Here is a 21,690-nt window from a genome sequence, read left to right as displayed (position 1 = left end):
GACATTTGCCCTGGAAGCCGGCATATCGCACGAAGCGGTGAACGTCAGCAGCGGAGAAAGAGTGCGTGGCGCCATACACGTGCAGAACGTGAACGCCTATCACCGCCGTTTCCGTCAGTGGCTGGCGCGGTTTAATGGCGTGGCGTCACGATATCTGCCGAACTATCTTGGCTGGCAGTGGGCGCTTGATGGGCGGCGCATCAAGACAGCTGAGCGGCTGTTATGTGTGGCGCTTGGTGGTTTCAGCACGGCGAGCCCACACTGAACGGTGACAGCGCCTATTCTTTTGTTATCGTTTGGTTGATAAATTAATGCCTGGAAAGCCATTATTCCGGGCAGATGCGGTAAAGTAGGCGGGTTCGCGAGACAAACCTGACGACATGACCGATTCCGCCAGCCACGACCAGGCTTCCCAGCCTTTGACCCTGCGTAACTTCTACCTTGGGCGCCAGCCGGTGCTCGACCGTAATCAGGCGCTGTACGGCTACGAGCTGCTGTTCCGCGGCAGCGCCCAGGGGCCGGCCGAGATCGAATCCGGCCTGTCTGCCAGCGCCGGCGTGATCCACCATGCCTCCCAGCTGGGCCTGGCGCGCGCCATCGGCGACGCCACCGCCTTCCTGAACGTCGACGAAGAGGTCTTGAAGAGCGATATGTTCGCCTTCCTGCCGCGCGAACGGACGGTGCTCGAGATCGTCCGCTCGGTCGAGCCGAGCGACGCCGTGATCGGGCGCATGACCGAGCTGTCGCGCCACGGCTTCCGCTTCGCCGCCGAAGCCTCGGCCCACGGCAATGCGCTGGCGCGCCTGCTGCCGGTGATCGACTTCGTCAAGATGGATCTGCGCGAGCTGCCGGTCGTGACCCTGCTGTCGCTGGCGCCGCGCCTGCGCGGCACCGGCAAACGCCTGGTGGCCGAAAAGGTCGAGACCCATACCGAATACCGCACCTGCCTGGACATCGGCTTCGACTACTTCCAGGGCTACTATTTCGCCAAGCCGACCGTCATCGCGGGCCGCAAGCTCTCGCCTTCGCAGGCGGCGGTGCTGGACCTGATGAACCTGGTGACCTCGGACGCCGACAATGCCGAGATCGAGCGCGCGGTCAAGAAGGACGTCACGCTCGGCCTGAACCTGCTGCGGCTAGTGAACACCCCGGCCGCGGGGGCAGGGCGCCGCATCGAATCGGTGAGCCAGGCCCTGGTGCTGCTGGGCCGCCGCCAGCTGCAGCGCTGGCTGCAGATCATGCTGTATGCCGAGCCGGGCGTGCGCGGCCACAACCTGAGCCCCTTGCTGATGCTGGCCACCACCCGTGCGCGCCTGATGGAGCTGCTGGCCCAGCGCCTGCGCCCCGGCCAGCGCCACGTCGCCGACGTGGCCTTCACGGTCGGCATGATGTCGCTGATGGACACGCTGTTCTGCATCCCGATGCAGGACATCGTGGAACAGATTCCCGTGATCGACGAGGTGCGCCACGCGCTGCTGGTGCGCCGCGGCTTCTTCGGCGAGCTGCTGCGCCTGGCCGAATCGATCGAGCGCATGGAAGACGCGCAGGACGAGGTGATGCCGGCGCTGAACGAACTGTCGATGAATGGCGATGACCTCGCCGAGCTCGAAGTGTCGGCCTTCGAGTGGAGCGACAAGGTCGTTCGCTACGCGATCTAGGCGTCGTTCGTGCGGTAACGCTGGATGTGCCGCGCATCGTAGGGTGGGCGGGTGTCCCGCCCACGCGTTCAAACCTGGCAAGATCTGCCCGCCCACCCTACGTTGAAGCGGTCCACTTGCTGTGCAGCTCGGGATCGCTGCGCAGCTCCCACAATCCGAGCACCACCGTCGCCACGCCCGCCACGACGAGGCTCCAGCTCATGGCCGGGTCGCGCGTGGTCTCGACCAGCCAGGGCGATACCGCCACCCACACCCCGACGAGGATGTTGCAGAGCACGGCCCAGACATAGGTCTTGTAGAGATCGAAGGCCGCCAGCAGCGCGATGATGGCGCCGGCGATGAAGGCATTCATGGCCGGGCTCGAATCGGCCGGATACGCGAACGCCATCGGAGAGATGATGAGCCAGACGCCGATCAGGACCATGAGCTGGTCCTGCCAGCGCCTGCTCGACAGGTGCATTGCCATGATGTCCTCCGCTAGAACAATTGCACTGATTTAGGCAGTGCGGCAATGCGAAAAGTTCGAGCCCTGGTTTAGAGGTTCGGCGCCAGGTGGCGTTCGAGTTCGGACTTGTCCATGCCGCGGCGCTCGGCCATGTCCGCGAGCTGGTCTTCGCCGATTTTGCCGACCACGAAGTACTTCGATTCCGGATGGGCGAAGTAGAAGCCCGACACCGCCGCGCCCGGGAACATGGCATAGGACTCGGTCAGCTGCATGCCGATCTCCTCGGCCTGCAGGGTACGGAACAGCTCGGCCTTGACCGTGTGCTCGGGGCAGGCCGGGTAGCCCGGCGCCGGACGGATGCCCACGTACTGCTCGGCGATCAGCGCCTCGTTCGACAGATCCTCGTTGCTTGCGTAGCCCCACAGGTCGGTACGCACACGCTCGTGCAGGTACTCGGCGAAGGCTTCGGCCAGGCGGTCGGCCAGGGCCTTGAGCATGATCGAGGAGTAGTCGTCGTGCGCCGCCTCGAAGCGCTGCTCGTGCTTCTCGATGCCCAGGCCCGCGGTGACGGCGAACATGCCGATGTAGTCAAGCACGCCGGATTCCTTCGGCGCCACGAAATCGGCCAGGCACTGGTTGGGACGCTGTTCGCCGTCGACCACCGGCTTGACGCCCTGCTGGCGCAGGCCGTACCAGGTGAAGGCGACGTCCTTGCGCGATTCGTCCGTATAGATCTCGACGTCGTCCTCGTTGACGCTGTTCGCCGGCAGCAGGGCGATCGCGCCATTGGCGGTGAGCCAGCGGCCTTCGATGATCTTCTTCAGCATGGCCTGGCCTTCCTCGAAGACCTTCGACGCGGCTTCACCCACGACCTCGTCCTTGAGGATGGCGGGGTAGGGGCCGGCCAGGTCCCAGGTCTGGAAGAAGGGGCCCCAGTCGATGTAGCGCGCCAGGGTCGCCAGGTCGACGTTCTTGAAGACGCGGCGGCCGATGAACTTCGGCTTCACCGGCGCATACGCCAGCTTGGCCTTGTTGGCGCGCGCCTGCTCGAGGGTGAGCATCGGCAGGGCCTTCTTGCCGGCGTGCTGGATGCGGATGCGTTCGTAGTCCTGGGCCAGTTCGATGATGTAGGCGTCGCGGGTCTCGTCGGTCAGCAGCGACTGGCCCACCGACACCGAGCGCGAGGCGTCCGGCACGTAGACCACCGGGCCCTCGTAGTGCGGCGCGATCTTGACGGCCGTGTGCGCGCGGCTGGTGGTGGCGCCGCCGATCAGCAGCGGAATCTTCTTCTCGCGGAAGTAAGGATCGCGCTGCATCTCGCGCGCCACGTGGGCCATCTCTTCCAGCGAGGGCGTGATCAGGCCCGACAGGCCGACGATGTCGGCATTCTCTTCCTTCGCCTTGGCGAGGATGTCGGAGCAGGGCACCATCACGCCCATGTTCACGATCTCGAAGTTATTACACTGCAGGACCACCGAGACGATGTTCTTGCCGATGTCGTGCACGTCGCCCTTCACCGTGGCGATGACCATCTTGCCTTTCGGTTTCGCGACGATGCCCGTGCGGCGTTCTTCTTCCGCCTTTTCTTCTTCGATGAAGGGCACCAGGTGGGCCACGGCCTGCTTCATCACGCGCGCCGACTTGACCACCTGGGGCAGGAACATCTTGCCCTGTCCGAACAGGTCGCCGACGATGTTCATGCCGTCCATCAGCGGGCCTTCGATCACGTGGATCGGACGGCCGTTGGCGGCCAGCACCTGCTGGCGCATCTCTTCGGTGTCCTCGACGATCCACTGCGTGATGCCGTGCACCAGGGCGTGGGCCAGGCGCTTCTCGACCGGCGCGTTGCGCCATTCGAGGTTCTGCTCCTGCTTGCCGCCGCCGGCCTTGAGCGTCCCTGCGAATTCGATCATGCGCTCGGTGGCGTCCTCGCGGCGGTTCAGCACCACGTCTTCGACGCGCTCGCGCAGCTCGGCGGGCAGGTCGTCGTAGACGCCGACCATGCCGGCGTTGACGATACCCATGGTCATGCCGGCCTTGATCGCGTGGTAGAGGAAGACCGTGTGGATCGCCTCGCGCGCCGGGTCGTTGCCGCGGAAGCTGAAGGAGACGTTCGAGACGCCACCCGAGACCTTCGCGTGCGGCAGGTTCTTGCGGATCCAGGCGGTGGCTTCGATGAAGTCGTTCGCGTAGTTGTTGTGCTCGTCGATGCCGGTGGCGATGGCGAAGATGTTCGGGTCGAAGATGATGTCTTCGGGCGGGAAGCCCACCTGCTCGGTCAGCACCTTGTAGGCGCGGCCGCAGATCTCGGTCTTGCGCGCGAAGGTGTCGGCCTGCCCCTGCTCGTCGAAGGCCATCACGATGACGGCGGCGCCGTAGCGGCGGCACAGCCTGGCCTGGCGGATGAATTCCTCTTCGCCTTCCTTCAGCGAGATCGAGTTGACGATGGCCTTGCCCTGCACGCACTTCAGGCCGGCCTCGATCACCGTCCATTTGGACGAGTCGATCATGATCGGCACGCGCGAGATGTCCGGTTCGGAGGCGATCAGGTTCAGGAAGCGCGTCATCGCGGCCTGCGAATCGAGCATCGCCTCGTCCATATTGATGTCGATGACCTGGGCGCCGTTCTCGACCTGCTGGCGCGCCACCGACAGCGCCTCGTCGAACTGCTCGTTCAGGATCATGCGGGCAAACGCTTTCGAACCCGTGACGTTGGTGCGCTCGCCGACATTGACGAACAGCGAATTGTCGTCGACGGTGAAGGGCTCGAGGCCCGACAGGCGCATCGCGACCGGGACTTCGGGGATTCTCCGCGGCGTGCGGCTTTCCAGCATCTTGCTGATGGCCGCGATGTGGTCGGGCGTGGTGCCGCAGCAGCCGCCGGCGATGTTCACGAAACCGGCGTCGGCGAATTCGGCCAGCAGGGCCGAGGTGTCGGCCGGCAGCTCGTCGAAGCCGGTATCGCTCATCGGGTTGGGCAGGCCGGCGTTCGGGTAGATGCAGACAAAGGTGTCGGCGATCTGCGAGAGTTCTTCCGCATAGGGGCGCATCAGCGCGGCGCCGAGCGCGCAATTCAGGCCGATGGTCAGCGGCTTGGCGTGGCGCACCGAGTTCCAGAAGGCGGCCACGGTCTGGCCCGAGAGGATGCGGCCCGAGGCGTCGGTAACGGTGCCCGAGATCATGATCGGCAGGCGCGGGGTCTCCGGGTGCTCTTCGAAGTAGAGGTCGATCGCGAACAGCGCGGCCTTGCAGTTCAGGGTGTCGAAGATGGTCTCGACCAGCAGCACGTCGGAACCGCCGTCGACCAGGCCGCGCACCTGCTCGTGGTAGCCGGCGACCAGCTGGTCGAATCTGATGTTGCGCGCGGCCGGGTCGTTCACGTCCGGGGAGATCGACGCGGTCTTCGGGGTCGGGCCGAGGGCGCCGGCGACGAAGCGCGGCTTGTCCGGCGTACTGTATTTGTCGCAGGCGGCGCGCGCGAGTTTCGCGGCTTGCACGTTCATCTCGTAGGCGAGATGCGCCATGTGGTAATCGTCCTGCGCGACGCTGGTGGCGCCGAAGGTATTCGTTTCGATCAGGTCGGCGCCGGCGGCCAGGTAGCGTTCGTGGATTTCCTGGATGATGTGCGGCTGGGTGAGGGTGAGGAGCTCGTTGTTACCCTTCACGAAGAGTTCGCGCTGGGCCGCGCCTTCCGGCGGGGCGAAGTTCGCGAAACGCTCGCCGCGGTAGGCCGCTTCGTCGAGTTTGTACTGCTGGATGATGGTGCCCATCGCGCCATCCAGGATCATGATGCGGCGCTTCAGGATGTCGCGCAGTTGCTTGTCGGTCGGGGAAATGTTCGGATGGCGGGCGTTCATGGTGGTCTTCTCGATACCGGCTTGACAGGCCGTTATGGTTGGGCGGTCTGAAATTATACGTCATGACGCTGCCTTGCTTCTGGCACCATGGAAATGCGGTTTTGTGTTTGTATCTTTGTGTATTGAAATCGCAAACTGTTACACGACGTTACAAAACCCGGTCGAATCGCAATCTTTACGTTACATACACGGACGACAATTACTCCATCGCCACACCGCTGGCGAAGCTTTTAACGGGATGATTGCATGAACAAAGAATATGTACCGGATTGGGATCAACCGGTGAACCGCATCGAAGAACCGGCTGCCGCCGTGAAGCCGCAAACGATCAACGGCGTGAAGCAGATCGTGACGATCCGCCTGGACGTGGACATGCTGGAATGGTTCAAGTCGGCTGGTCCGGGTTACCAGACCCGTATCAACCAGGTGCTGCGCGAGTACATGGAAGCGCAGCGCGCCGCAAAGGCGGAGTAAGTTATATCGGGGCGTTGCCCCGATTTTCTTTTGTGGGTTTGGTTGGGTGGACGGCTTCGCCGTCCGCGCCTTCAAATCACGGCAATGCTGCCCGCGCCGCTGTTCAACGACTGTTTGAACGCGCGGTCGGCGTAGCGTGATCTGGTCCACTGGACCAGATCACCCCTACGAAAAGCTCTTTCCTGCCAAGGGGAAGCTTTTCAGGAACTCCTGCGCCGGCAAGCGCTTGCCACCCGGCTTTTGCAGCTCCAGCAGGCGCAGTGCGCCTTCGCCGCAGGCAACCACGATGCCTTGCGCATCGGCCGCCAGCACCTGGCCCGGCTCGCCCTGGCCCGGCGCCAGTTCCGCATTCCACAGCTTGACGGTCACGCCATCGACCTGGCCCTGCGCGCCCGGGAAGGGATTGAAGGCCCGCACCCGGCGCCACAGCACCTCGGCCGGCAGGCTGAAATCGAGCTTCGCTTCTTCCTTGGCGATCTTGGCCGCATAGGTCACGCCTTCTTCCGGCTGCGGCACCGACGCCAGCTGGCCGGCTTCCATCTTGCGCAGCGCCTCGACGATCATGCGGCCGCCGAGCGCGGCCAGCTTGTCGTGCAGGCTGCCGGTGGTGTCGGTGTCGGCGATCGCCACGCGTTCGGTCAGCATCATCGGGCCGGTGTCCAGGCCTTCTTCCATGCCCATGATGGTCACGCCGGTCTCGCGGTCGCCCGTTTCGATCGCGCGGTGGATCGGCGCGGCGCCGCGCCAGCGCGGCAGCAGGGAACCGTGAATGTTGATGCAGGGCTTGATGTCGAGGGTGCTGCGCGGCAGGATCAGGCCGTAGGCCGCCACCACCATGACGTCGTAGTCCAGCGCCATCAGGCGCTCATGCGCGGCGCGCGCTTCCTCGGCGCGCTGCGGGTCCTTGGCATCCATGCGCAGCGACAGGGGCTGGGCGACTTCCATGCCGTGCGCCAGCGCATACTGTTTCACGCTTGATGCCTGCAGCTGCATGCCGCGCCCGGCCGGGCGGTCCGGCTGGGTCAGCACCAGGGGAATCTCGAAGCCGGCTTCGTGCAGGGCGCGCAGCGCCACTGCCGCGAACTCGGGCGTGCCCGCGAAAACGACCTTCATCAACGGCGGGCGCTGCGCGCGGCGGCGTCGCGTTCCATGCCGCGCTCTTCCTTCTGCAGCTTGGCCTTGATGCGGTTGCGCTTGAGCGGCGACAGGTATTCGACGAAGACCTTACCCATCAGGTGGTCCATCTCGTGCTGGACGCACACGGCCAGCAGGCCGTCGGCGTCGAATTCGAATTCCTTGCCTTCGACGTCATGGGCCCTGACCTTGATGCGGGCCGGACGCTCGACGCCGTCGTAGATGCCGGGCACCGACAGGCAGCCTTCGTCGTAGACCTGCTTCTCGTCGCTGGCCCAGGTGATTTCCGGATTGACCAGGACGAGCAGATTGTCGCTGGTCTCCGAAACGTCGATCGTGATGACGCGCTCGTGCACGTCGACCTGGGTCGCGGCCAGGCCCACGCCGGGTGCGTCGTACATCGTTTCGGCCATGTCCGCGACCAGCGTGCGCAGGCGCTCGGTGCCGAATTCGGTGACCGGCTTGGCGACCTTGTGCAGGCGCGGATCGGGGTAGCGGAGGATCTTCAGTAAGGCCATATCAGGACGGATTCAGGAGTAGATAGCAGTTCAATAAGAGTTTCATGCACGAACGGAAATGCAACACTCGCCGGCCCTGCCGGGACGCGGTTTGTCTTGCTGTTTCGGGGATTTGTGTGCAGAATTTGATTCAGTACGGCAACCTTTGTCGATCAGGAAGCGATTCTTCGTACTCCCGAAACGGGGCGCGATGACGCACTGTCAGCGAGTTGGCCAGCAGAACCGGCTCCAAAACGCAAAACGACGCAATAACGGACGTCTCAATGAAAAATTTTAGCACAGTCGTGAGCCGTGCTGCTGCCGTGGCGCTCCTCGCGGCCGCCGTGGCCAGCCCGGCTCAGGCCGCAACGTGCGCATTCCGCCCGAATGCACCCGACCAGCATGTCGTGGTCAAGGGCGATACCCTCTGGGATATTTCCGGCACCTTCTTGCAGAACCCCTGGTGCTGGCCCCAGGTCTGGGGCATGAACCGCGACGAGATCCGCAACCCCCACTGGATCTATCCCGGCCAGATCATCTATTTCGACCGTGCACGCGGCCGCCTGTCGCTGAACCGTCCGGGCACCGACAGCAGCGACGGTTCGAACCTGCCGCTGACGAAGCTGTCGCCCCAGCTGCGTACCGAGTCGCTCGACCGCGACGCCATCCAGGCGATTCCGGCCGGCCAGATCGAACCCTACCTGACCCAGCCGCTGGTGGTCGAGCCCGACGTGCTGGCGCGTGCGCCGCGCATCGTGGCCGCGCAGGAAGGCCGCGTCTACCTCGGCACCGGCGACCGCGTCTACGTGGTGGGCCAGTTGAACGGCGTGCGTAATTTCCAGGTGTTCCGCCCGGGCGGCGCCCTGCGCGATCCCGTCACCCGCAAGGTGCTGGCGAACGAAGCAAGCTACCTCGGCAGCGTGACCCTGGACATCGAAGCCAAGCCGGGCGTCGACGCGCACGCCTTCCGCGTCACCGAGACGAAACAGGAAATCGGCGTCGGCGACCGGCTGGTGCCGCTGCCGCCGCCGCCGGTGCGCAACTACGTGCCGCATGCGCCGCTGCAGCCGGTCGACGCGCGCGTGATGTCGATCCACTCGGGCGTCACGCACGCCGGACAGAGCCAGGTCGTGACCGTCAACCGGGGTTCGCTTGACGGACTCGATGTCGGCTCCGTGCTGGAGCTCTATCATCTCGGGAAGAAGGTTGCGGACCCGGCGCGCCGGGGCATCTTCCGCAACAAGGAGCGGATCAAGCTGCCGGACGAACAATATGGCAGCCTGTTCATTTTCCGCGTGTTTGACAAGGTCTCCTACGGCCTGATCATGCAGGTCACGGCGCCGGTCGAAGTCGGCGACGTGGCCCGTTCGCCGGAGGCCACCACAACGGAGTAAAGCCGCCGTGCAGGACACGGACCCCACACCGCCAGCCAGCCCTCAGTGCAGCAACCCTGCCGCCATCGCCGACTGGATCCGCCTCGCCGAGGCGCCGGGCGTGGGGTGCCGGACCGCACGGGTCTTGCTCGATGCCTTCGGCTCGCCGGCCGCCATCCTGCGCGCCGGCCACGCCGCCCTTGCGGCCCATGTGCCGGCCAGTGTCGCTGCGGCCTTGTCGGCGCCGCTTCCTGCCGAGACCGCGCGTCTGCTCGACCAAACGCTCGACTGGCTCGCCAGGCCCGGCCACCACATCCTCACGCTGCACGACAGCGATTACCCAGAAGTGCTGCGGCACATTCCCGATCCGCCGCTGCTGCTCTATATAAATGGGCGGCGTGAGTTGCTGCAGCGGCCTCCGGTCGCCGTGGTCGGCAGCCGCAATGCCAGTACCCAAGGCCGCGCCAATGCGGAAAATTTTGCGCGCGCCCTGTCCGAAGCGGGGCTGTGCGTGGTGTCCGGCATGGCGCTCGGCATCGATACCGCAGCGCACGAAGGCGCCTTGTGCGGCCCCGGTTCCACCATCGCCGTCGTCGGCACCGGCATCGACCGCGTCTATCCCGCACGTAACCGCGCGCTCGCGCACCGCATCGCCGACGAAGGCTGCATCGTCAGCGAATACGCGCTCGGCACGCCGCCCGTCGCCAACAACTTCCCGCGCCGCAATCGCATCATCAGCGGCATGGCGGCCGGCGTGCTGGTGGTCGAAGCGGCCGCGCAATCGGGTTCTCTCATCACCGCGCAGATGGCGGCCGAGCAGGGCAGGGAAGTGTTTGCCTTGCCCGGCTCGATTCACTCCACCCTGGCCAAGGGTTGCCATCAATTGATACGCGAAGGCGCGCGCCTGGTCGAGACGGTAGACGAGGTCCTCGAAGCAATGCGCGTCTCGCCGCTGGTGCGGCAGGCGGCGTCCATCACGCCTGTGGAAGACAGCATCCTGCTCGAGGCACTGGGACACGACCCGGTCGAACCGGATGCCTTGCTGGAATGCTTCGGTGGCGACGCCGGGCTGCTTGCCGGCGAACTGCTGGCGCTGGAACTGGCGGGCGTGCTCGAAAGGCTGCCCGGTGGCCGCGTGCAGCGGGTGGTGCGCGCGGCCTGAAGGCCCGTAGCATGCACATGCTGGCATATGCGGACCGCATGGGGCAATGCGAAAAAAGATTTCCTTCCTGAGATGTTTTAATGAAACGTATGCCCTTGATTTCATTGGAAATAGAGAAAACTGAATGAACGGATAAGGCCGCCATACAACGAAAATCCAAGGAAACCCACATACACGGCTTGTGCACGCGTGCCAGACTTGTGCCGCGACGAGCTTAACTGCTACAGTAGCGTCACTATGTTCGACATCCTGGTCTACCTCTACGAGACGTACTATCGTCCTGACGCCTGCCCCGAGCCGGCGGCCCTGGCACGCAAGCTGTCCGCCGTCGGTTTCGATGACATCGAGATTTCCGAGGCGCTGGACTGGCTGACCGGGCTGACCGAAGCGGCAGTTTCCGATGCAATCGATGCTTCCACCAGCATCCGCTACTACGTGGACGAGGAATACATCGAACTGGGCAGCGCCGCCATCGGCTTCATCCAGTTCCTCGAGAGCGCCAAGGTGCTCAGCCCCACGCAGCGCGAGATCGTCATCGAACGCGCGCTGGCCTGCGACGAATCCCCGGTCGCATTGGGCAAGCTCAAGATCATCGTGCTGATGGTCCTGTGGAGCCAGGGCAAGGAGCCCGACGCGCTCATGTTCGACGACCTGTTCGGCGACGACGACGACCAGGAACCGCGCCTGCTGCACTGAATACACGCAACAACGAAACGACAACGGGGCCCGCAAGGCCCCGTTTGCATTTCTGCGCTACGCACATCTCATGGCTGGGCGCCGCCATGCTCCTTCACGAAGGCCGCTGCAAGCGCATGCCCGGGACTGTTCTCCAGCACGCGCCGGTAGCTGCGCACGGCCTCCGCAGTCTGCCCCGACTTGGCTTGCATCCCGGCCAGGCATTCGACCAGGAAGATTTCGTTCGGATGCAGGTGGGTGCCGAGGCGGAAGATCTCGCGTGCCTCGGCATGGCGCTCCATCGATGCCAGCTCCGAACCCCAGCGATAGATTTTTTCCGGTCCCAGCGTGAAGCTCGCGCTCTGCGCAGTGAACTGCTGGTACACGGGAATCGCGCGCTCGAAGCCTTCGCTACGCAAGCGCGCCACGAAGTTCTCCAGGGTCGGCGCCGTGTTGCCGCCATTGCGCCGCACGTCGGTGAGGATCATGTGCGGCGGCGCGCCGTTCGCGGCGGGCGTGTTGTTCAGGAAGGCGAGGCTTGCGGGGTCCTTCTTGATATGGGCGTCGAGGAAGCGCAGCACATAGCGCGCGGCCCAGCTGTGCGCGAGCGCGATCTCGGCGCGTGTGTAGTCGCCGAAGTTGCCCTTGCGATCGACGCGCACGTTGTAGGAAGAGAAGTCCATGTGCTTCATCGGCAGCATGACCGCGATGTAGAGGTCGGACCAGCGCATCTCGTTCAGGAAGGAGAAGCGGGTGTCGACGTCGGCGCGGTTCAGCTCCTCGATCGTGGGTGGTCGGCGTCCCACGAACAGCATCGGGATCGCGACCCTGCCAGGTGTCACGTATTTCGCCGCATCCTTGCCGCCGTCGACGTATTCGCGCGTGCCGCGCACCGAGCCGTCCAGGCTGACGATGGCCTTGATGCGGTCGTCCTTCGCCGCAGCCAGCACGTTCGCGAGGCCGCCCCAGCTGAAGCCCACTACTGACGTCTGCTCGGTATCGGCCTGGGGCAGGGTGCGCGCATGGCCGATCAGCCAGGCGATGTCGGCGGCCTGGGCCTCGAGTCCGTCGAGGTCGGAGCTCATGGTCCGGGTATGCGGCCCCCTCGACGGAGTAGCCAGCACGATGTAGCCGTGGCTGGCCAGCAGCTCGCACAGGTCGCTGTTTTCCATGGCGCTCTCGGAGAAGCCCGGTGCGTAGATCACGACCGGGAAGCGGCCGTTCTCCGGTGTCGCATCGCGCACGGCTAGCATCGGCTTGGCGTACTCGCGCAGCAGCGCCTCGCCGCGCCTGCCCGCTTGCCCCGCGATGCGCGCCTCGAGCTGGCGTTTGGCCTCGGGCGCGCCGAGCGTGAAGTCGTCCTCGCTCAAGGTGGTCGCGATGTAGTCGCGGAAGGTCACCGGCTTGCCGCCGCGCGCCGCCGGGTACCAGATGAGGGCCTGCATGGGACGCGCGCGTTCGCCCGAGGTGGGCTCGCCGGTATGCATGTCGACGCGGGTCTTGTACTGGCGCGTATAGTCGTACTGCTGCACGACCTTGAAGCCGACGCCGTGGCGGCCGGGCGGATTCGAGAAGGTGAATTCGTCGGAAGCCTGCGCCGGCAGGACGGCGCAGAAGAAGAGGGCGATCAGGAGCTGCTTCATGAGAATCCGGGCAGTTGCGAGGGGCACCAGTGTACCCGCCCGCGCCGCACCGGATTCTCAGGAATTGTCACGCATGGCTCAGTTGAAGCTCAGGCCGGCGCCATTGGCGTTGTCGATCTTCCTGCCCTTCAGGTCGATGGTGAAGCGGTCGCTCGGCTTGGCCGAACCCAGGCCCTTGAAGATAGCGAAGACCTGCTTGAACTGGTGCTGGAAGGCGACGTGCACCGGGTTCTGGCTTGAGGGCTTGTCGCCGACTTTCACCGGCGCGGTCGTGGTTGCCGGGAAGGCGCCCATCAGGACCTTGTACTGGCTGACGCGCTCGGTGCCCATGTCGCGCAGGGCCAGTTCGCCCGCGTAGACGGTGCGGTGGAAGTCGCCGTAGAAGTCGTAGGGGGTGATCTTCGCGAACGAATCCAGGGTCAGGCCGGCTGCCGCGGCCAGCTTCTCGGCGCGCGCGGTGGCGTCGAGCCAGTCGGCGCTCAGCTGGGTGGCCGCGACCGGCATGCCGGTGGCCGCCACCGTTGCGGCGCAGTTCGCGGTGAGCGGCACCACGCCGGCGTTGTCCTTCAGCTGGGCCAGCGTCACCTTGGTCTGCAGCTGCGACAGGATCAGCATCTGCCTGCCGTTCAGGTTCATCGCCGCTTCCTTCATCTCGCACGGCCAGTATTCGTCCATGAAGCGCAGGCGCGACAGCTCGCCGAAATAGGTGCGCGTGAATTCGCCGTAGGAGCGGGTGTCGAGGATGCCGCGGTCCCAGCGCTTGGCCACGTCGGACGCGATGGTGCTGCCCTTCAGGTAGTCGTTCTCGACCTGGTAGTAGGGGAAGAGCTCGTTGAAGCGCGACACCGAGTTCAGGGCCACGGTCTGGACGTCGACGGTGTCGAGGTCCTTGTAGCTGATGATCTTGTAGGCCGCGCCGTAGACCGCGAGCGAAGGCGACTGCACGTTGACCAGGTAGTTGCCGGCGGCGTCCGCGTAGTCGTTGGTGCCGTTGAAGTGCATGTGGCCGCCCACGTGCCAGCGCAGGCCCGTCGCCGCCACGCCCGCCGCGGTGGCGGCGTCCGGCACGCGCGCGGTCTGGAAGGCGCCCGGCTTGAAGGCCGCCTTCATGGCCTCGGTCTGGTTGGCGTAGAAGTCCATGGTCGGATAGTGCGAGTAGGCCATCAGCTGCTTGCCCTCCGCCTTGGCGCGCGCGGTCACCGACTTGATCCAGTCGACCAGGTGCATCTTGTGGGTCAGCACCTTGTTCCAGCCCGCGTTGCCGGCGCCGTCGTAGCCGCTGAATTTCGTTGGATTGGCCGGGTCGAATTTCGCGTTCGGCACGAAGACGTTGGCGTCGATCGCCAGCAGCCACAGGCCCTTCACCGGCTCCACCAGGTAGCTGGCGTCCATCATCTTCGCGCACTTGGTAAACGGCTTGCCCAGCTTCGCTTCGCCGGCCGCCTTGTAGCTGCCGCCCGAACCTTCGGCGCAGATCTCGAATTCGCGCTTGCTCACGGCCGACTGCGCGGCCGCTTCCTCGTAGCTGTACTTGTTGCCTGTGTACTTGCTGAACGGGGTTTCCCAGTGCAGGTCGGCCTTGTTCGGATTGAAGCCGAAGTCGCCCAGCTTGGCCATCAGCTTCTCGTAGCCTTGTTCCATCAGCTGGTCGGTGCAGACCACGCTCGGGTCCTTGGCGACGCAGGCCGCGTTCGAGGTGCCGTAGACCTTCTGCTCCTTGCCGTCCTTGGTCAGGAAGTCGTTCTTGCCGGCTTCCTGGTCGTCGAAAGGTTCGTTCGGATCGTGGTTGCCCGGCGCCAGGAAGAAGCGCATGCCCTTGGCCTGGTACTCCTTCAGCACCTCGGCGATGCCGTCGATGTTCATCGGCTGCGCGTCGTCCGAATAGTCGCCCGGGAAGGCGACGTGGCGGATACCCTTGGCGTAGGCGTCGTCCAGCGCCGCGCGGAAGGCGAAATAGTTTTCGTTGAACAGGCGGGTCGAGGTCAGCTGCGCATACATCGTGCGGATGGTCGCGTTCTTGCCGTCTTTCGTGGGGATGCCCGCGAACTGGCTGCTCTTGAAGTCGCCGTACACATTGTGGAAGTGGACGTCGGACATGAAGGCGACGCTGGTATTGGCGGCCGGCGTCGTCGGCGTGGGCTGGCTCGGCGCGGTCTGGACGGGCGCGGGATCGTCGCTGCCGCAGGCAGACAGCAGGGCCAGCGCGGCGAGGCTGGCGCACGAAAGGAGGATACGGGACATGCAGACTCCGGTCATTGAAAAGTGCCGGGATGGTGTCACTTTTCAATGACCGGATGATTACAAGGCCCGCTCGCGGTCTTCCTCGGCCATCTGGTGTTCCACCATAACGCGGATGATCGTGTCCGGTGCGTCGAGTTCGCGCCGGGCGAGGTCCCTCAGCTCGGCGGACTCGAGGCCGGCGAGCAGCGCCTCGCGCAGCTCGTTCGCTTCGGCATCCGCGCCGCGGCCGCGCAGAATGGCCATGCCGATGCGTACGTCCTTGACGAGATTGCTCAGATCCGCAGAGAGCCGCGGAGGCTGGCGCGATGGCGGATACAGCGGTATATCCTGCGCATTGGCATTGACGCCGTGGAGCGACTCGAGAGGGGCGCGACAATAGCGTTCCGCCAGCGCGAAGTCTCGCATTTCCACCATCGCGTCCAGGGCGGCGTGCGCGTAGCGCCGGGCCTGCGCGGGATACATCGCATCGAGCTGCCTGAAGGTCTCGTAGGTCGAGCGCGCGTCGCCGAGCAGTTCATTCATTTCCGCGATGAGGAAGAAGCGCGGCGCGCGGCGAAAGTCGCCTTCCGCGCCCGCCGTGCTGCCGAAGTATTCGGCGCCCGCAAGCAGGCGCTCGACCTGCGCATCGCGCCGCGCGCGCAGGGGCGCCTGCGCCGGCGGATAGACCTCGAGCAGGAACTGCCACTCGAGCATCGTCATGAAGTAGCTGTTCCTGCTCGGCGCGGGCTCGCCGTCGGCCTCGTCGAACAGCTGCCCGAGCAGCGTCAATGCTTCCTCATGGCGGCCTGCCTCGCGCAACTGCATCGCATCGCGCTTGCGTGGATCGGTCATGGTCGTATGTTCCTTTCGCTTGTTCAGGTCAACGCGGGGTGCTGCGACAGTTGTTCGTACATGAAGTCGGTGAACGCCCGGATGCGCTTCACGCGGCGCAGGTCGGGATGGCTGAGAATCCACAGCTCGGTATCGAGCGCAGCGTCGGGCGGCGCCAGCTGCACCAGGCCAGGGCGGCCATCGGCCAGCAGGCAAAGCAGCATGCCCGCGCCGATGCCCGCTTCGACGGCGCCGGCCATGCCGAGCAGCGAATCCACGCTGGCGACCTGGCGCTCGGGCGGCACGTGCTGGCGCAGCCACGCGGCCTGGCGCAGGTGGCCGAGCGCTTCGTCGGGCGCCACCCAGTCGTAGCTGTCCCACGCATTACCGTCTTCCGTGCGCCTGTCCAGATAGGCTTGCGCGGCATACGGCGCCGTGCGCAGGCTGCCCAGCTTGCGCCCGACCAGGTTGTCCGGCGGCGCGTTCGAGGGCCGGATGGCGACGTCGGCATCGCGCCGCGACAGGTTGACGAAGCGGTTGTCGATCGTGAGCTGGATCTGGACGCCGGGGTAGGCAAGGCGGAAGGCGGCGACCGCCGGCAGCACGAGCGCGCCCAGCAACGTGTCCGTCGTGGTGACGCGGATGCTGCCCTGCAGCGCCGTGTCGCGCCCGGCGATCTTGCGCGCCACGTCCTGCATGCCCTCGTCGATCGGGCCGAGCAGGGCAAGCAGCTCCTCGCCGGTCGGGGTGAGGACATAGCCGCTCTGGAAGCGCTCGAACAGGCGCACGTCGAGGGCGCCCTCCAGCTTGTCGAGGCGCCGGATCACCGTCGAGTGGCTCTGTCCCAGCCTGCGCGCCGCCGCCGACACCGAGCCGCCGCTCGCGACCGCGAGGAAGTATTGGTAATCGTCCCAATCCATGGCTATGTGCAAAAATCGATAAAGGTTTTGCGAAAACGTCGAATGTTCATCCATTCTTGCACAGGCTACGCTGGAGCTCCTCAATTTTGCGAGCTTCTGCCATGTACACCGCCTATATCGCCGGCACCCCCAACGGCAAGAAAATCCCGATCGCCCTCGAAGAACTCGGCCTCGACTACCGCCTGCGCCACGTCGATCTCGGCACCGGCGACCAGCACCAGCCCGACTTCGTGCGCCTCAGCCCCAACCACAAGATTCCCGTGCTGGTCGACGAAGACACGGGCGTCAGCCTGTTCGAATCCTGCGCCATCCTCTACCACCTGGCCTGCGCCACCGGCCGCCTGATCCCCGCCGATACGCAGGGGCGCGAGCTGGTGCTGCAGTGGCTCTTCCTGCAGGCCGCCACCCTCGGGCCGATGCTGGGGCAGCTGTGGTGGTTCAGGCACGCGGCCCCGGAGCCGAACCCGCAGGCGCTGGAGCGCTACTCGCGCGAAGCGCTGCGCATCCATGCCGTGTTTGAAAAGCGCCTGTCCGAGTCGCCCTACGTCGCGACGCAGGAGTATACCGTGGCCGACATCGCCTGCTACACCTGGATGGAAACCCACGCGGAACTCGGCATCGACCTGCAGCCCTATCCGCATATTCGGGGCTGGCTGGATCGCATCGCCGCGCGCCCGGCGCTGCAGCGGGCCCTGCGCAAGATGGAGGAACGCTGAGTGAACGCGCCGCTCGCATGGATGCAGCTGTGCGCGGCGGGCGTGCTCGAAGTCGCGATGGCGCTGGCGCTCAAGTCTTCCGAAGGGGCCAGCCGTCCGCTGCCGAGCATCCTCGCCGTGGCGGCCGCCCTGGGCAGCATCTACCTGCTGGCGAGCGCCGTGCGCGCACTGCCGCTGGGCCTGGCCTACGCCGTCTGGACCGGCATCGGCGCGCTCGGCGTCAGCCTGGCCGGCATGCTCGTGTTCTCCGAAACGCCGACCGCCGCGCGGCTGCTGTGCATGGCGCTGGTCTTCGCCGGCATCGCGGGCCTGAAAGCCCTGTCTCCACCCTGATCCGCTTATTCCTCATGAAAAAATAAGTCGGGGTCAGGTCTGACAAATAAGTCGGGGTCAGGTCTGACAAACGGACACAAGCTCTGCCATAACGCGTTGGCGCATTGTCGAGTTCGTGTCCGAATGTCAGACCTGACCCCGTCCTTGGGGCTGCCTACAGGCGCGGTCTCGCGCTCGCGCCTGCTGGGGGATTCGGCGCTGCTGGCCGGCGTGGTGTCGATCAAGCTGATGTAGCCGCGCAGCCGCGTATCCACGCGACGAATTCGCCGACTTCGGGATTGTCCGCGGCGTCGCGTGGCGTGACCAGGAAGTAGGAGGCGGGCGAGGGAATCGCCAGCTCGCCGACACGGCGCAGCTGGCCCGTGCGCAGCGCATCGCGCGCCAGCCAGCTGCGTCCCAGCGCCACGCCCTGGCCGCTTTCGGCGGCCTGCAGCACCAGCGCCGAATCGCGGTAGACGGCGCCGAAACTGGCGGGCGCCGGGTCCAGCGCGGCAGCCTGCAACCAGGCGTCCCAGTCGTTGTCGTCGTCGCGCAGCAGGGTGGCGCGCCCCAGGTCGACTAGGGTGGCGATGCCGTGTTCGCGCAGGTAAGCGGCGCTGGCCACCGGGAAGAGCTCCTCCTCGAACAGCAGCTCGCTGCGCACGCCCACCCATTGCCCCCGGCCGGTGCGGATCGCCAGGTGGGCGCCCGCCGCATGCAGGTCGACGACGGCCTGGGTGGCGGCGACTTCGACTTCGATGTCGGGATGGCGCAGGAAGAAGTCGCCCAGGCGCGGCAGCAGCCAGCGCGCGGCAAACGAGGGCAGCACGTTGATGCGCAGGCGCCGGCGGCCGGCCTGGCGCAGGGCGTCGGCAGCGCTTGACAACTGCTGGAGCAGCGGGCGCACCGTGGCGAGGAATTGCCGGCCCTGGGGCGTGAGCGCGACTTCGCGGCGCGAGCGGTCGATCAGCGTCGTCTGCAGCGACGATTCCAGTGCCCGCATCTGGTGGCTGACGGCGCTGTGCGTCAGGTGCAGCTCGCGGGCGGCGAGGGTGAAGCTGCCGAGACGGCCGATGGCTTCGAAAGCGCGCAGGGTGTGGAGAGGTGGCAGCGACATGTGAATGACGTTCAAGTAGCTGTGAGTATAAAGCGTTTTTCCTGCCCGGTTTTAGCAGGTATAAAGTCACCATGTTCAAGGAGTCAATGTGAATCCACTGCACCTGCTCGCCGCCCTCGGCATCGTCGCCGTCTGGGGTTTCAATTTCGTCGTCATCAAGCTTGGCCTGAATCACTTGCCGCCCTTGCTCCTGTGCGCGCTGCGCTTCACGCTGGCTGCGCTGCCGGCGGTCTTTTTCGTGAAGCGTCCCGACGTGCCCCTGCGGCACATCGCCGTCTACGGCCTCGTCATGTTCGGGCTGCAGTTCGCGCTGCTCTTTTCCGGCATCGGGCTGGGCGTCTCGCCCGGCCTGGCCTCGCTCACCGTGCAGCTGCAATCCTTCATGACGATCGCGCTGGCGGCCTTCCTCCTGAAAGAGCGTCCCACGCGCTTCCAGGTATTCGGCGCCGTGGTCGCGTTCTCGGGCATCCTCGTGGTGGTGGCCCATCTCGGACAGGACGTGACGGCCGTCGGCCTGGGCCTGGTGATCCTGTCGGCCGCGGCCTGGGCGGCGGGGAACCTGCTGGCCAAGCGCATGGGGAGGGTGAACATGTTCGCCCTCGTCGTGTGGGGCAGCCTGGCGGCGGCCGGGCCGATGCTGGCGCTGTCCTTCGCAGTGGAAGGCCCGGCGCGCATCGCGGCGAGCCTGGCTTTCCTGCGCTGGGAAACGGTGGCGGCGATCGCCTACCTGGTCTACATGTCCACCCTGCTGGGCTTCGCGGTCTGGAACTGGCTGCTCTCGCGCTACCCGGCCGCCAGTGTGGCGCCGCTGACCCTGATGGTGCCGCTGTTCGGCATGACCTCGTCCAGCCTGGTGCTGGGCGAAGAAATGCAGCCCTGGAAGCTGATCGCTTTCGCGCTCGTGATCCTGGGGCTGTGCATCAACCTGTTCGGTGCGCGCCTGGTCGTCTGCCTGGTGGGAGCGCGCCAATGAACGCCGCCTTGCCGCTGTCTTATCTGCCGGCCGACGACGCCGCGCCCTATGTCGCCGATCCGCGTTCCACCTGGCGCGTCAAGCTGGCCTTCCGCATCGACTTCACCAATGGCGGCTACCTCGAGGGCAAGGACTTCCTGCTCGACGTGCCGGGCCCTGAGGTCGCCCCGGCGCGCGCCGCGGAGATGCTGGTCTCGTCCATGAACCTGCTGCGCGCGGGACCGGTGACCATCCTGTCCCTGCAGGTCGTGCGGCGCGGCGAACATGACGACGCCTAGGGCTTGTCGTGTTCCTGCGCGGCGTGCGCGGCGCGGATCCGTTCGCCGAACGATTCGGTTTTCAGGGCCTCGATCGCATCGGCCAGCGTCCTCGACAGCGGGTAGGGCAGCTGCGCATCGAGGCTGGCCGCAGCAAGCGCCGTCGCCTGCCAGCACTGCTGCAGCCGCGGCAGCATCTCGCGTCCCGCCTCGCTCAGCCGCACCATCTTCTGGCGTCCATCCTGCTTGCCCGCCGACGTGACGAGCAGGCCTTCCTTGACCATCACCGCCACCGTCTGCGTCGCGGCCGGCTGCGTGATGCCGGCCTGCGCGGCAATCTCGCCGATGGTGAGCGCTTCGGTGTTTGCCAGCGCCCGCATCACGGGCGTGTAGCGGGGCCGGTAGTGCAGGCCCGCTTCCACGTAGGCCGCCTCGACCGCGCCGTCGAGCAGTTCGATCAGGTGGCGCAACTGGGTTCCCAGTCCCTGCTTCATGGCTTCGGCAGGAAGTGGCCGGCGCGCTGCGCGCGGCGCAGCAGTACGATGGTGGCCGCGCCCATCACGACGAAGGTAACGATCGACGCTTCGAGTCCGTAGGGGCCGCCGGTCAGCCATTCGGGGCCGCTCAACTGGCCCTGCAGCATGCCGCGCGCCGGGTGGCCCGAGGTGGGCAGCGAGAACACGCCATCGGAGATGAAATTCCAGGCGAAGTGCACGCCGATGGGAAGCCACAGGCGGCGCGTGGCCAGGTAGGCCGCCGCGAACAGCAGGCCGGCCAGGGCGGTGTTGGCGACCGCGAGCAGGGTGACGCCGTCGTTCGGCAGGTGGGCCACGGCGAAGATCAGGCCCGAGACGAGCAGTGCGAGGCGGGTGCCGAGCGCGCGCTCCGGCAGGCGGAACAGGACGCCGCGGAACAGGATCTCCTCGACCAGGGCGACGAAGACCATCTCGGTGCAGGATTTCAGCAGCACCGCCGCGCTCCCGACGCCGGTGAAGCGGTAGCTGCCGCTGGCGACGAGCAGGCCGACCACCCCGACGAATATCGCCGCGCCCAGGGCCAGGCCGGCGCCCAGTTCGCGCGGGCCGGCGGGACCGCGCAGTTCGTCCAGCGCGCGGCGCTCGACGCGGCGCACGTAGAAGGCATAGCCCGCATAGCCGGCCAGCGCGGCCAGGAGCGGCGGCCAGTAGGCGCGCAGGGCCTTGTCCGGGATCTGGTTGGTGAGCACCAGCACCAGGGCGACCGGCAGGCAGACGGCGAGCAGCGCCAGCAGGATGCGCACGAGCGTGAAGCGGGTCGGCCCGGTGGCGGCCGGGGGCAGGGCGGGCGAGGCAACGAGGGTGTCCATGAGCGTTCCTTGATGGTGTCGTCGAATAACGATTCAATAATATAAGCGCTTATATAATTTGGAAAGTCTTATTTACCCTGC

General features: G+C 65.9%; 20 protein-coding genes and 1 pseudogene. 10 read left to right on the top strand and 11 right to left on the bottom strand.

Translation table 11 applies throughout. The annotated features are described in order from the left end of the window. A pseudogene (locus ACQ7JA_RS05530) lies at positions 1 to 265 on the top strand (IS1595 family transposase); the annotation flags it as partial. A 115-nt stretch (positions 266 to 380) separates the two neighbouring features. Beyond that, entirely contained in the window at positions 381 to 1,658 is a 1,278-nt protein-coding gene (locus tag ACQ7JA_RS05525) for an EAL and HDOD domain-containing protein (RefSeq protein ID WP_430895370.1), read from the top strand. 97 nt (positions 1,659 to 1,755) lie between these two features. Here ACQ7JA_RS05525 and ACQ7JA_RS05520 read toward each other — a convergent pair whose 3' ends face one another. Further along, positions 1,756 to 2,124 (bottom strand): SPW repeat protein, encoded by a 369-nt coding sequence (locus tag ACQ7JA_RS05520; protein ID WP_430895368.1) that lies wholly within the window; start codon positions 2,122 to 2,124, stop codon positions 1,756 to 1,758. A 68-nt stretch (positions 2,125 to 2,192) separates the two neighbouring features. Next, positions 2,193 to 5,960 carry a methionine synthase gene (metH, locus tag ACQ7JA_RS05515; protein ID WP_430895366.1) on the bottom strand — a complete coding sequence of 1,256 codons (3,768 nt, stop codon included), beginning with the start codon at positions 5,958 to 5,960 and terminating at the stop codon, positions 2,193 to 2,195. Positions 5,961 to 6,206: 246 nt separating this feature from the next. Between metH and ACQ7JA_RS05510 the strand changes: the two genes are divergently transcribed. Next, on the top strand, positions 6,207 to 6,434 hold the full coding sequence (locus ACQ7JA_RS05510) for a BrnA antitoxin family protein (protein ID WP_430895364.1): 228 nt from the start codon (positions 6,207 to 6,209) through the stop codon (positions 6,432 to 6,434). Positions 6,435 to 6,599: 165 nt separating this feature from the next. On the opposite strand, the gene fmt is transcribed toward ACQ7JA_RS05510, so the two are convergent. Then, positions 6,600 to 7,547: a methionyl-tRNA formyltransferase gene (gene fmt, locus ACQ7JA_RS05505; protein WP_430895362.1), complete on the bottom strand. Its 948-nt coding sequence runs from the start codon at positions 7,545 to 7,547 to the stop codon at positions 6,600 to 6,602. Further along, the gene (gene def / locus ACQ7JA_RS05500) at positions 7,547 to 8,086 is read right to left on the bottom strand and encodes a peptide deformylase (RefSeq protein WP_430895360.1); all 540 of its coding nucleotides are present in this window, start codon (positions 8,084 to 8,086) and stop codon (positions 7,547 to 7,549) included. The genes fmt and def overlap by 1 nt, the downstream gene beginning before the upstream one ends. A 263-nt stretch (positions 8,087 to 8,349) precedes the next feature. Here def and ACQ7JA_RS05495 point away from each other — a divergent pair, with 263 nt between their 5' ends. The 3 genes from ACQ7JA_RS05495 to ACQ7JA_RS05485 all read left to right on the top strand — a co-directional run bounded on the left by ACQ7JA_RS05495 (position 8,350) and on the right by ACQ7JA_RS05485 (position 11,296). Further along, complete coding sequence (locus tag ACQ7JA_RS05495) at positions 8,350 to 9,459, top strand: LysM peptidoglycan-binding domain-containing protein (protein WP_430895358.1); 1,110 nt, start codon at positions 8,350 to 8,352, stop codon at positions 9,457 to 9,459. A gap of 7 nt (positions 9,460 to 9,466) precedes the next feature. Further along, positions 9,467 to 10,600, top strand: a complete 1,134-nt coding sequence (gene dprA, locus ACQ7JA_RS05490) for a DNA-processing protein DprA (protein ID WP_430895356.1) — start codon at positions 9,467 to 9,469, stop codon at positions 10,598 to 10,600. A gap of 237 nt (positions 10,601 to 10,837) precedes the next feature. After that, positions 10,838 to 11,296: a DUF494 family protein gene (locus tag ACQ7JA_RS05485; protein WP_258827520.1), complete on the top strand. Its 459-nt coding sequence runs from the start codon at positions 10,838 to 10,840 to the stop codon at positions 11,294 to 11,296. 68 nt (positions 11,297 to 11,364) lie between these two features. On the opposite strand, the gene ACQ7JA_RS05480 is transcribed toward ACQ7JA_RS05485, so the two are convergent. From ACQ7JA_RS05480 to ACQ7JA_RS05465, 4 genes are all read right to left on the bottom strand, one after another. Then, positions 11,365 to 12,918: a chlorophyllase/cutinase-like alpha/beta fold protein gene (locus ACQ7JA_RS05480; protein WP_430895354.1), complete on the bottom strand. Its 1,554-nt coding sequence runs from the start codon at positions 12,916 to 12,918 to the stop codon at positions 11,365 to 11,367. Between the two features lie 78 nt (positions 12,919 to 12,996). Continuing rightward, positions 12,997 to 15,159: a metallophosphoesterase gene (locus tag ACQ7JA_RS05475; protein ID WP_430895352.1), complete on the bottom strand. Its 2,163-nt coding sequence runs from the start codon at positions 15,157 to 15,159 to the stop codon at positions 12,997 to 12,999. Positions 15,160 to 15,216: 57 nt separating this feature from the next. After that, positions 15,217 to 15,990, bottom strand: coding sequence for a hypothetical protein (locus ACQ7JA_RS05470; RefSeq protein WP_430895350.1), 774 nt, complete (start codon positions 15,988 to 15,990; stop codon positions 15,217 to 15,219). A 23-nt stretch (positions 15,991 to 16,013) separates the two neighbouring features. Beyond that, a complete protein-coding gene (locus tag ACQ7JA_RS05465) occupies positions 16,014 to 16,889 on the bottom strand; it encodes a LysR family transcriptional regulator (RefSeq protein ID WP_430895348.1) in 876 nt (291 codons plus the stop codon). A gap of 101 nt (positions 16,890 to 16,990) precedes the next feature. On the opposite strand from ACQ7JA_RS05465, the gene ACQ7JA_RS05460 reads away from it, so the two are divergent. Next, a complete protein-coding gene (locus ACQ7JA_RS05460; protein WP_430895346.1) occupies positions 16,991 to 17,605 on the top strand; it encodes a glutathione S-transferase family protein in 615 nt (204 codons plus the stop codon). Continuing rightward, the gene (locus ACQ7JA_RS05455) at positions 17,606 to 17,938 is read left to right on the top strand and encodes a DMT family transporter (protein ID WP_430895344.1); all 333 of its coding nucleotides are present in this window, start codon (positions 17,606 to 17,608) and stop codon (positions 17,936 to 17,938) included. It begins immediately after the preceding gene. A gap of 220 nt (positions 17,939 to 18,158) precedes the next feature. Here ACQ7JA_RS05455 and gcvA read toward each other — a convergent pair whose 3' ends face one another. Continuing rightward, a complete protein-coding gene (gene gcvA / locus ACQ7JA_RS05450; RefSeq protein WP_430895342.1) occupies positions 18,159 to 19,034 on the bottom strand; it encodes a transcriptional regulator GcvA in 876 nt (291 codons plus the stop codon). An 88-nt stretch (positions 19,035 to 19,122) separates the two neighbouring features. On the opposite strand from gcvA, the gene ACQ7JA_RS05445 reads away from it, so the two are divergent. Together ACQ7JA_RS05445 and ACQ7JA_RS05440 are read left to right on the top strand one after the other, a co-directional pair. Further along, a complete protein-coding gene (locus ACQ7JA_RS05445; protein ID WP_430895340.1) occupies positions 19,123 to 20,007 on the top strand; it encodes an EamA family transporter in 885 nt (294 codons plus the stop codon). Continuing rightward, complete coding sequence (locus tag ACQ7JA_RS05440; RefSeq protein WP_430895338.1) at positions 20,004 to 20,285, top strand: hypothetical protein; 282 nt, start codon at positions 20,004 to 20,006, stop codon at positions 20,283 to 20,285. Before ACQ7JA_RS05445 ends, ACQ7JA_RS05440 begins: the two co-directional genes overlap by 4 nt. Here ACQ7JA_RS05440 and ACQ7JA_RS05435 read toward each other — a convergent pair. Then, positions 20,282 to 20,758, bottom strand: a complete 477-nt coding sequence (locus ACQ7JA_RS05435; protein ID WP_430895336.1) for a MarR family winged helix-turn-helix transcriptional regulator — start codon at positions 20,756 to 20,758, stop codon at positions 20,282 to 20,284. The two genes, ACQ7JA_RS05440 and ACQ7JA_RS05435, sit on opposite strands and share 4 nt — an antisense overlap. Further along, on the bottom strand, positions 20,755 to 21,609 hold the full coding sequence (locus ACQ7JA_RS05430) for a lysostaphin resistance A-like protein (RefSeq protein WP_430895334.1): 855 nt from the start codon (positions 21,607 to 21,609) through the stop codon (positions 20,755 to 20,757). Before ACQ7JA_RS05430 ends, ACQ7JA_RS05435 begins: the two co-directional genes overlap by 4 nt. Positions 21,610 to 21,690: the final 81 nt, after the last annotated feature.

It is taken from the genome of Massilia sp. BKSP1R2A-1 (assembly GCF_050586525.1).
Lineage (GTDB): Bacteria > Pseudomonadota > Gammaproteobacteria > Burkholderiales > Burkholderiaceae_D > Telluria.
The sequence above is the reverse complement of the archived record's forward strand: the minus strand, read 5'-3'. Positions and strand labels throughout refer to the sequence as shown.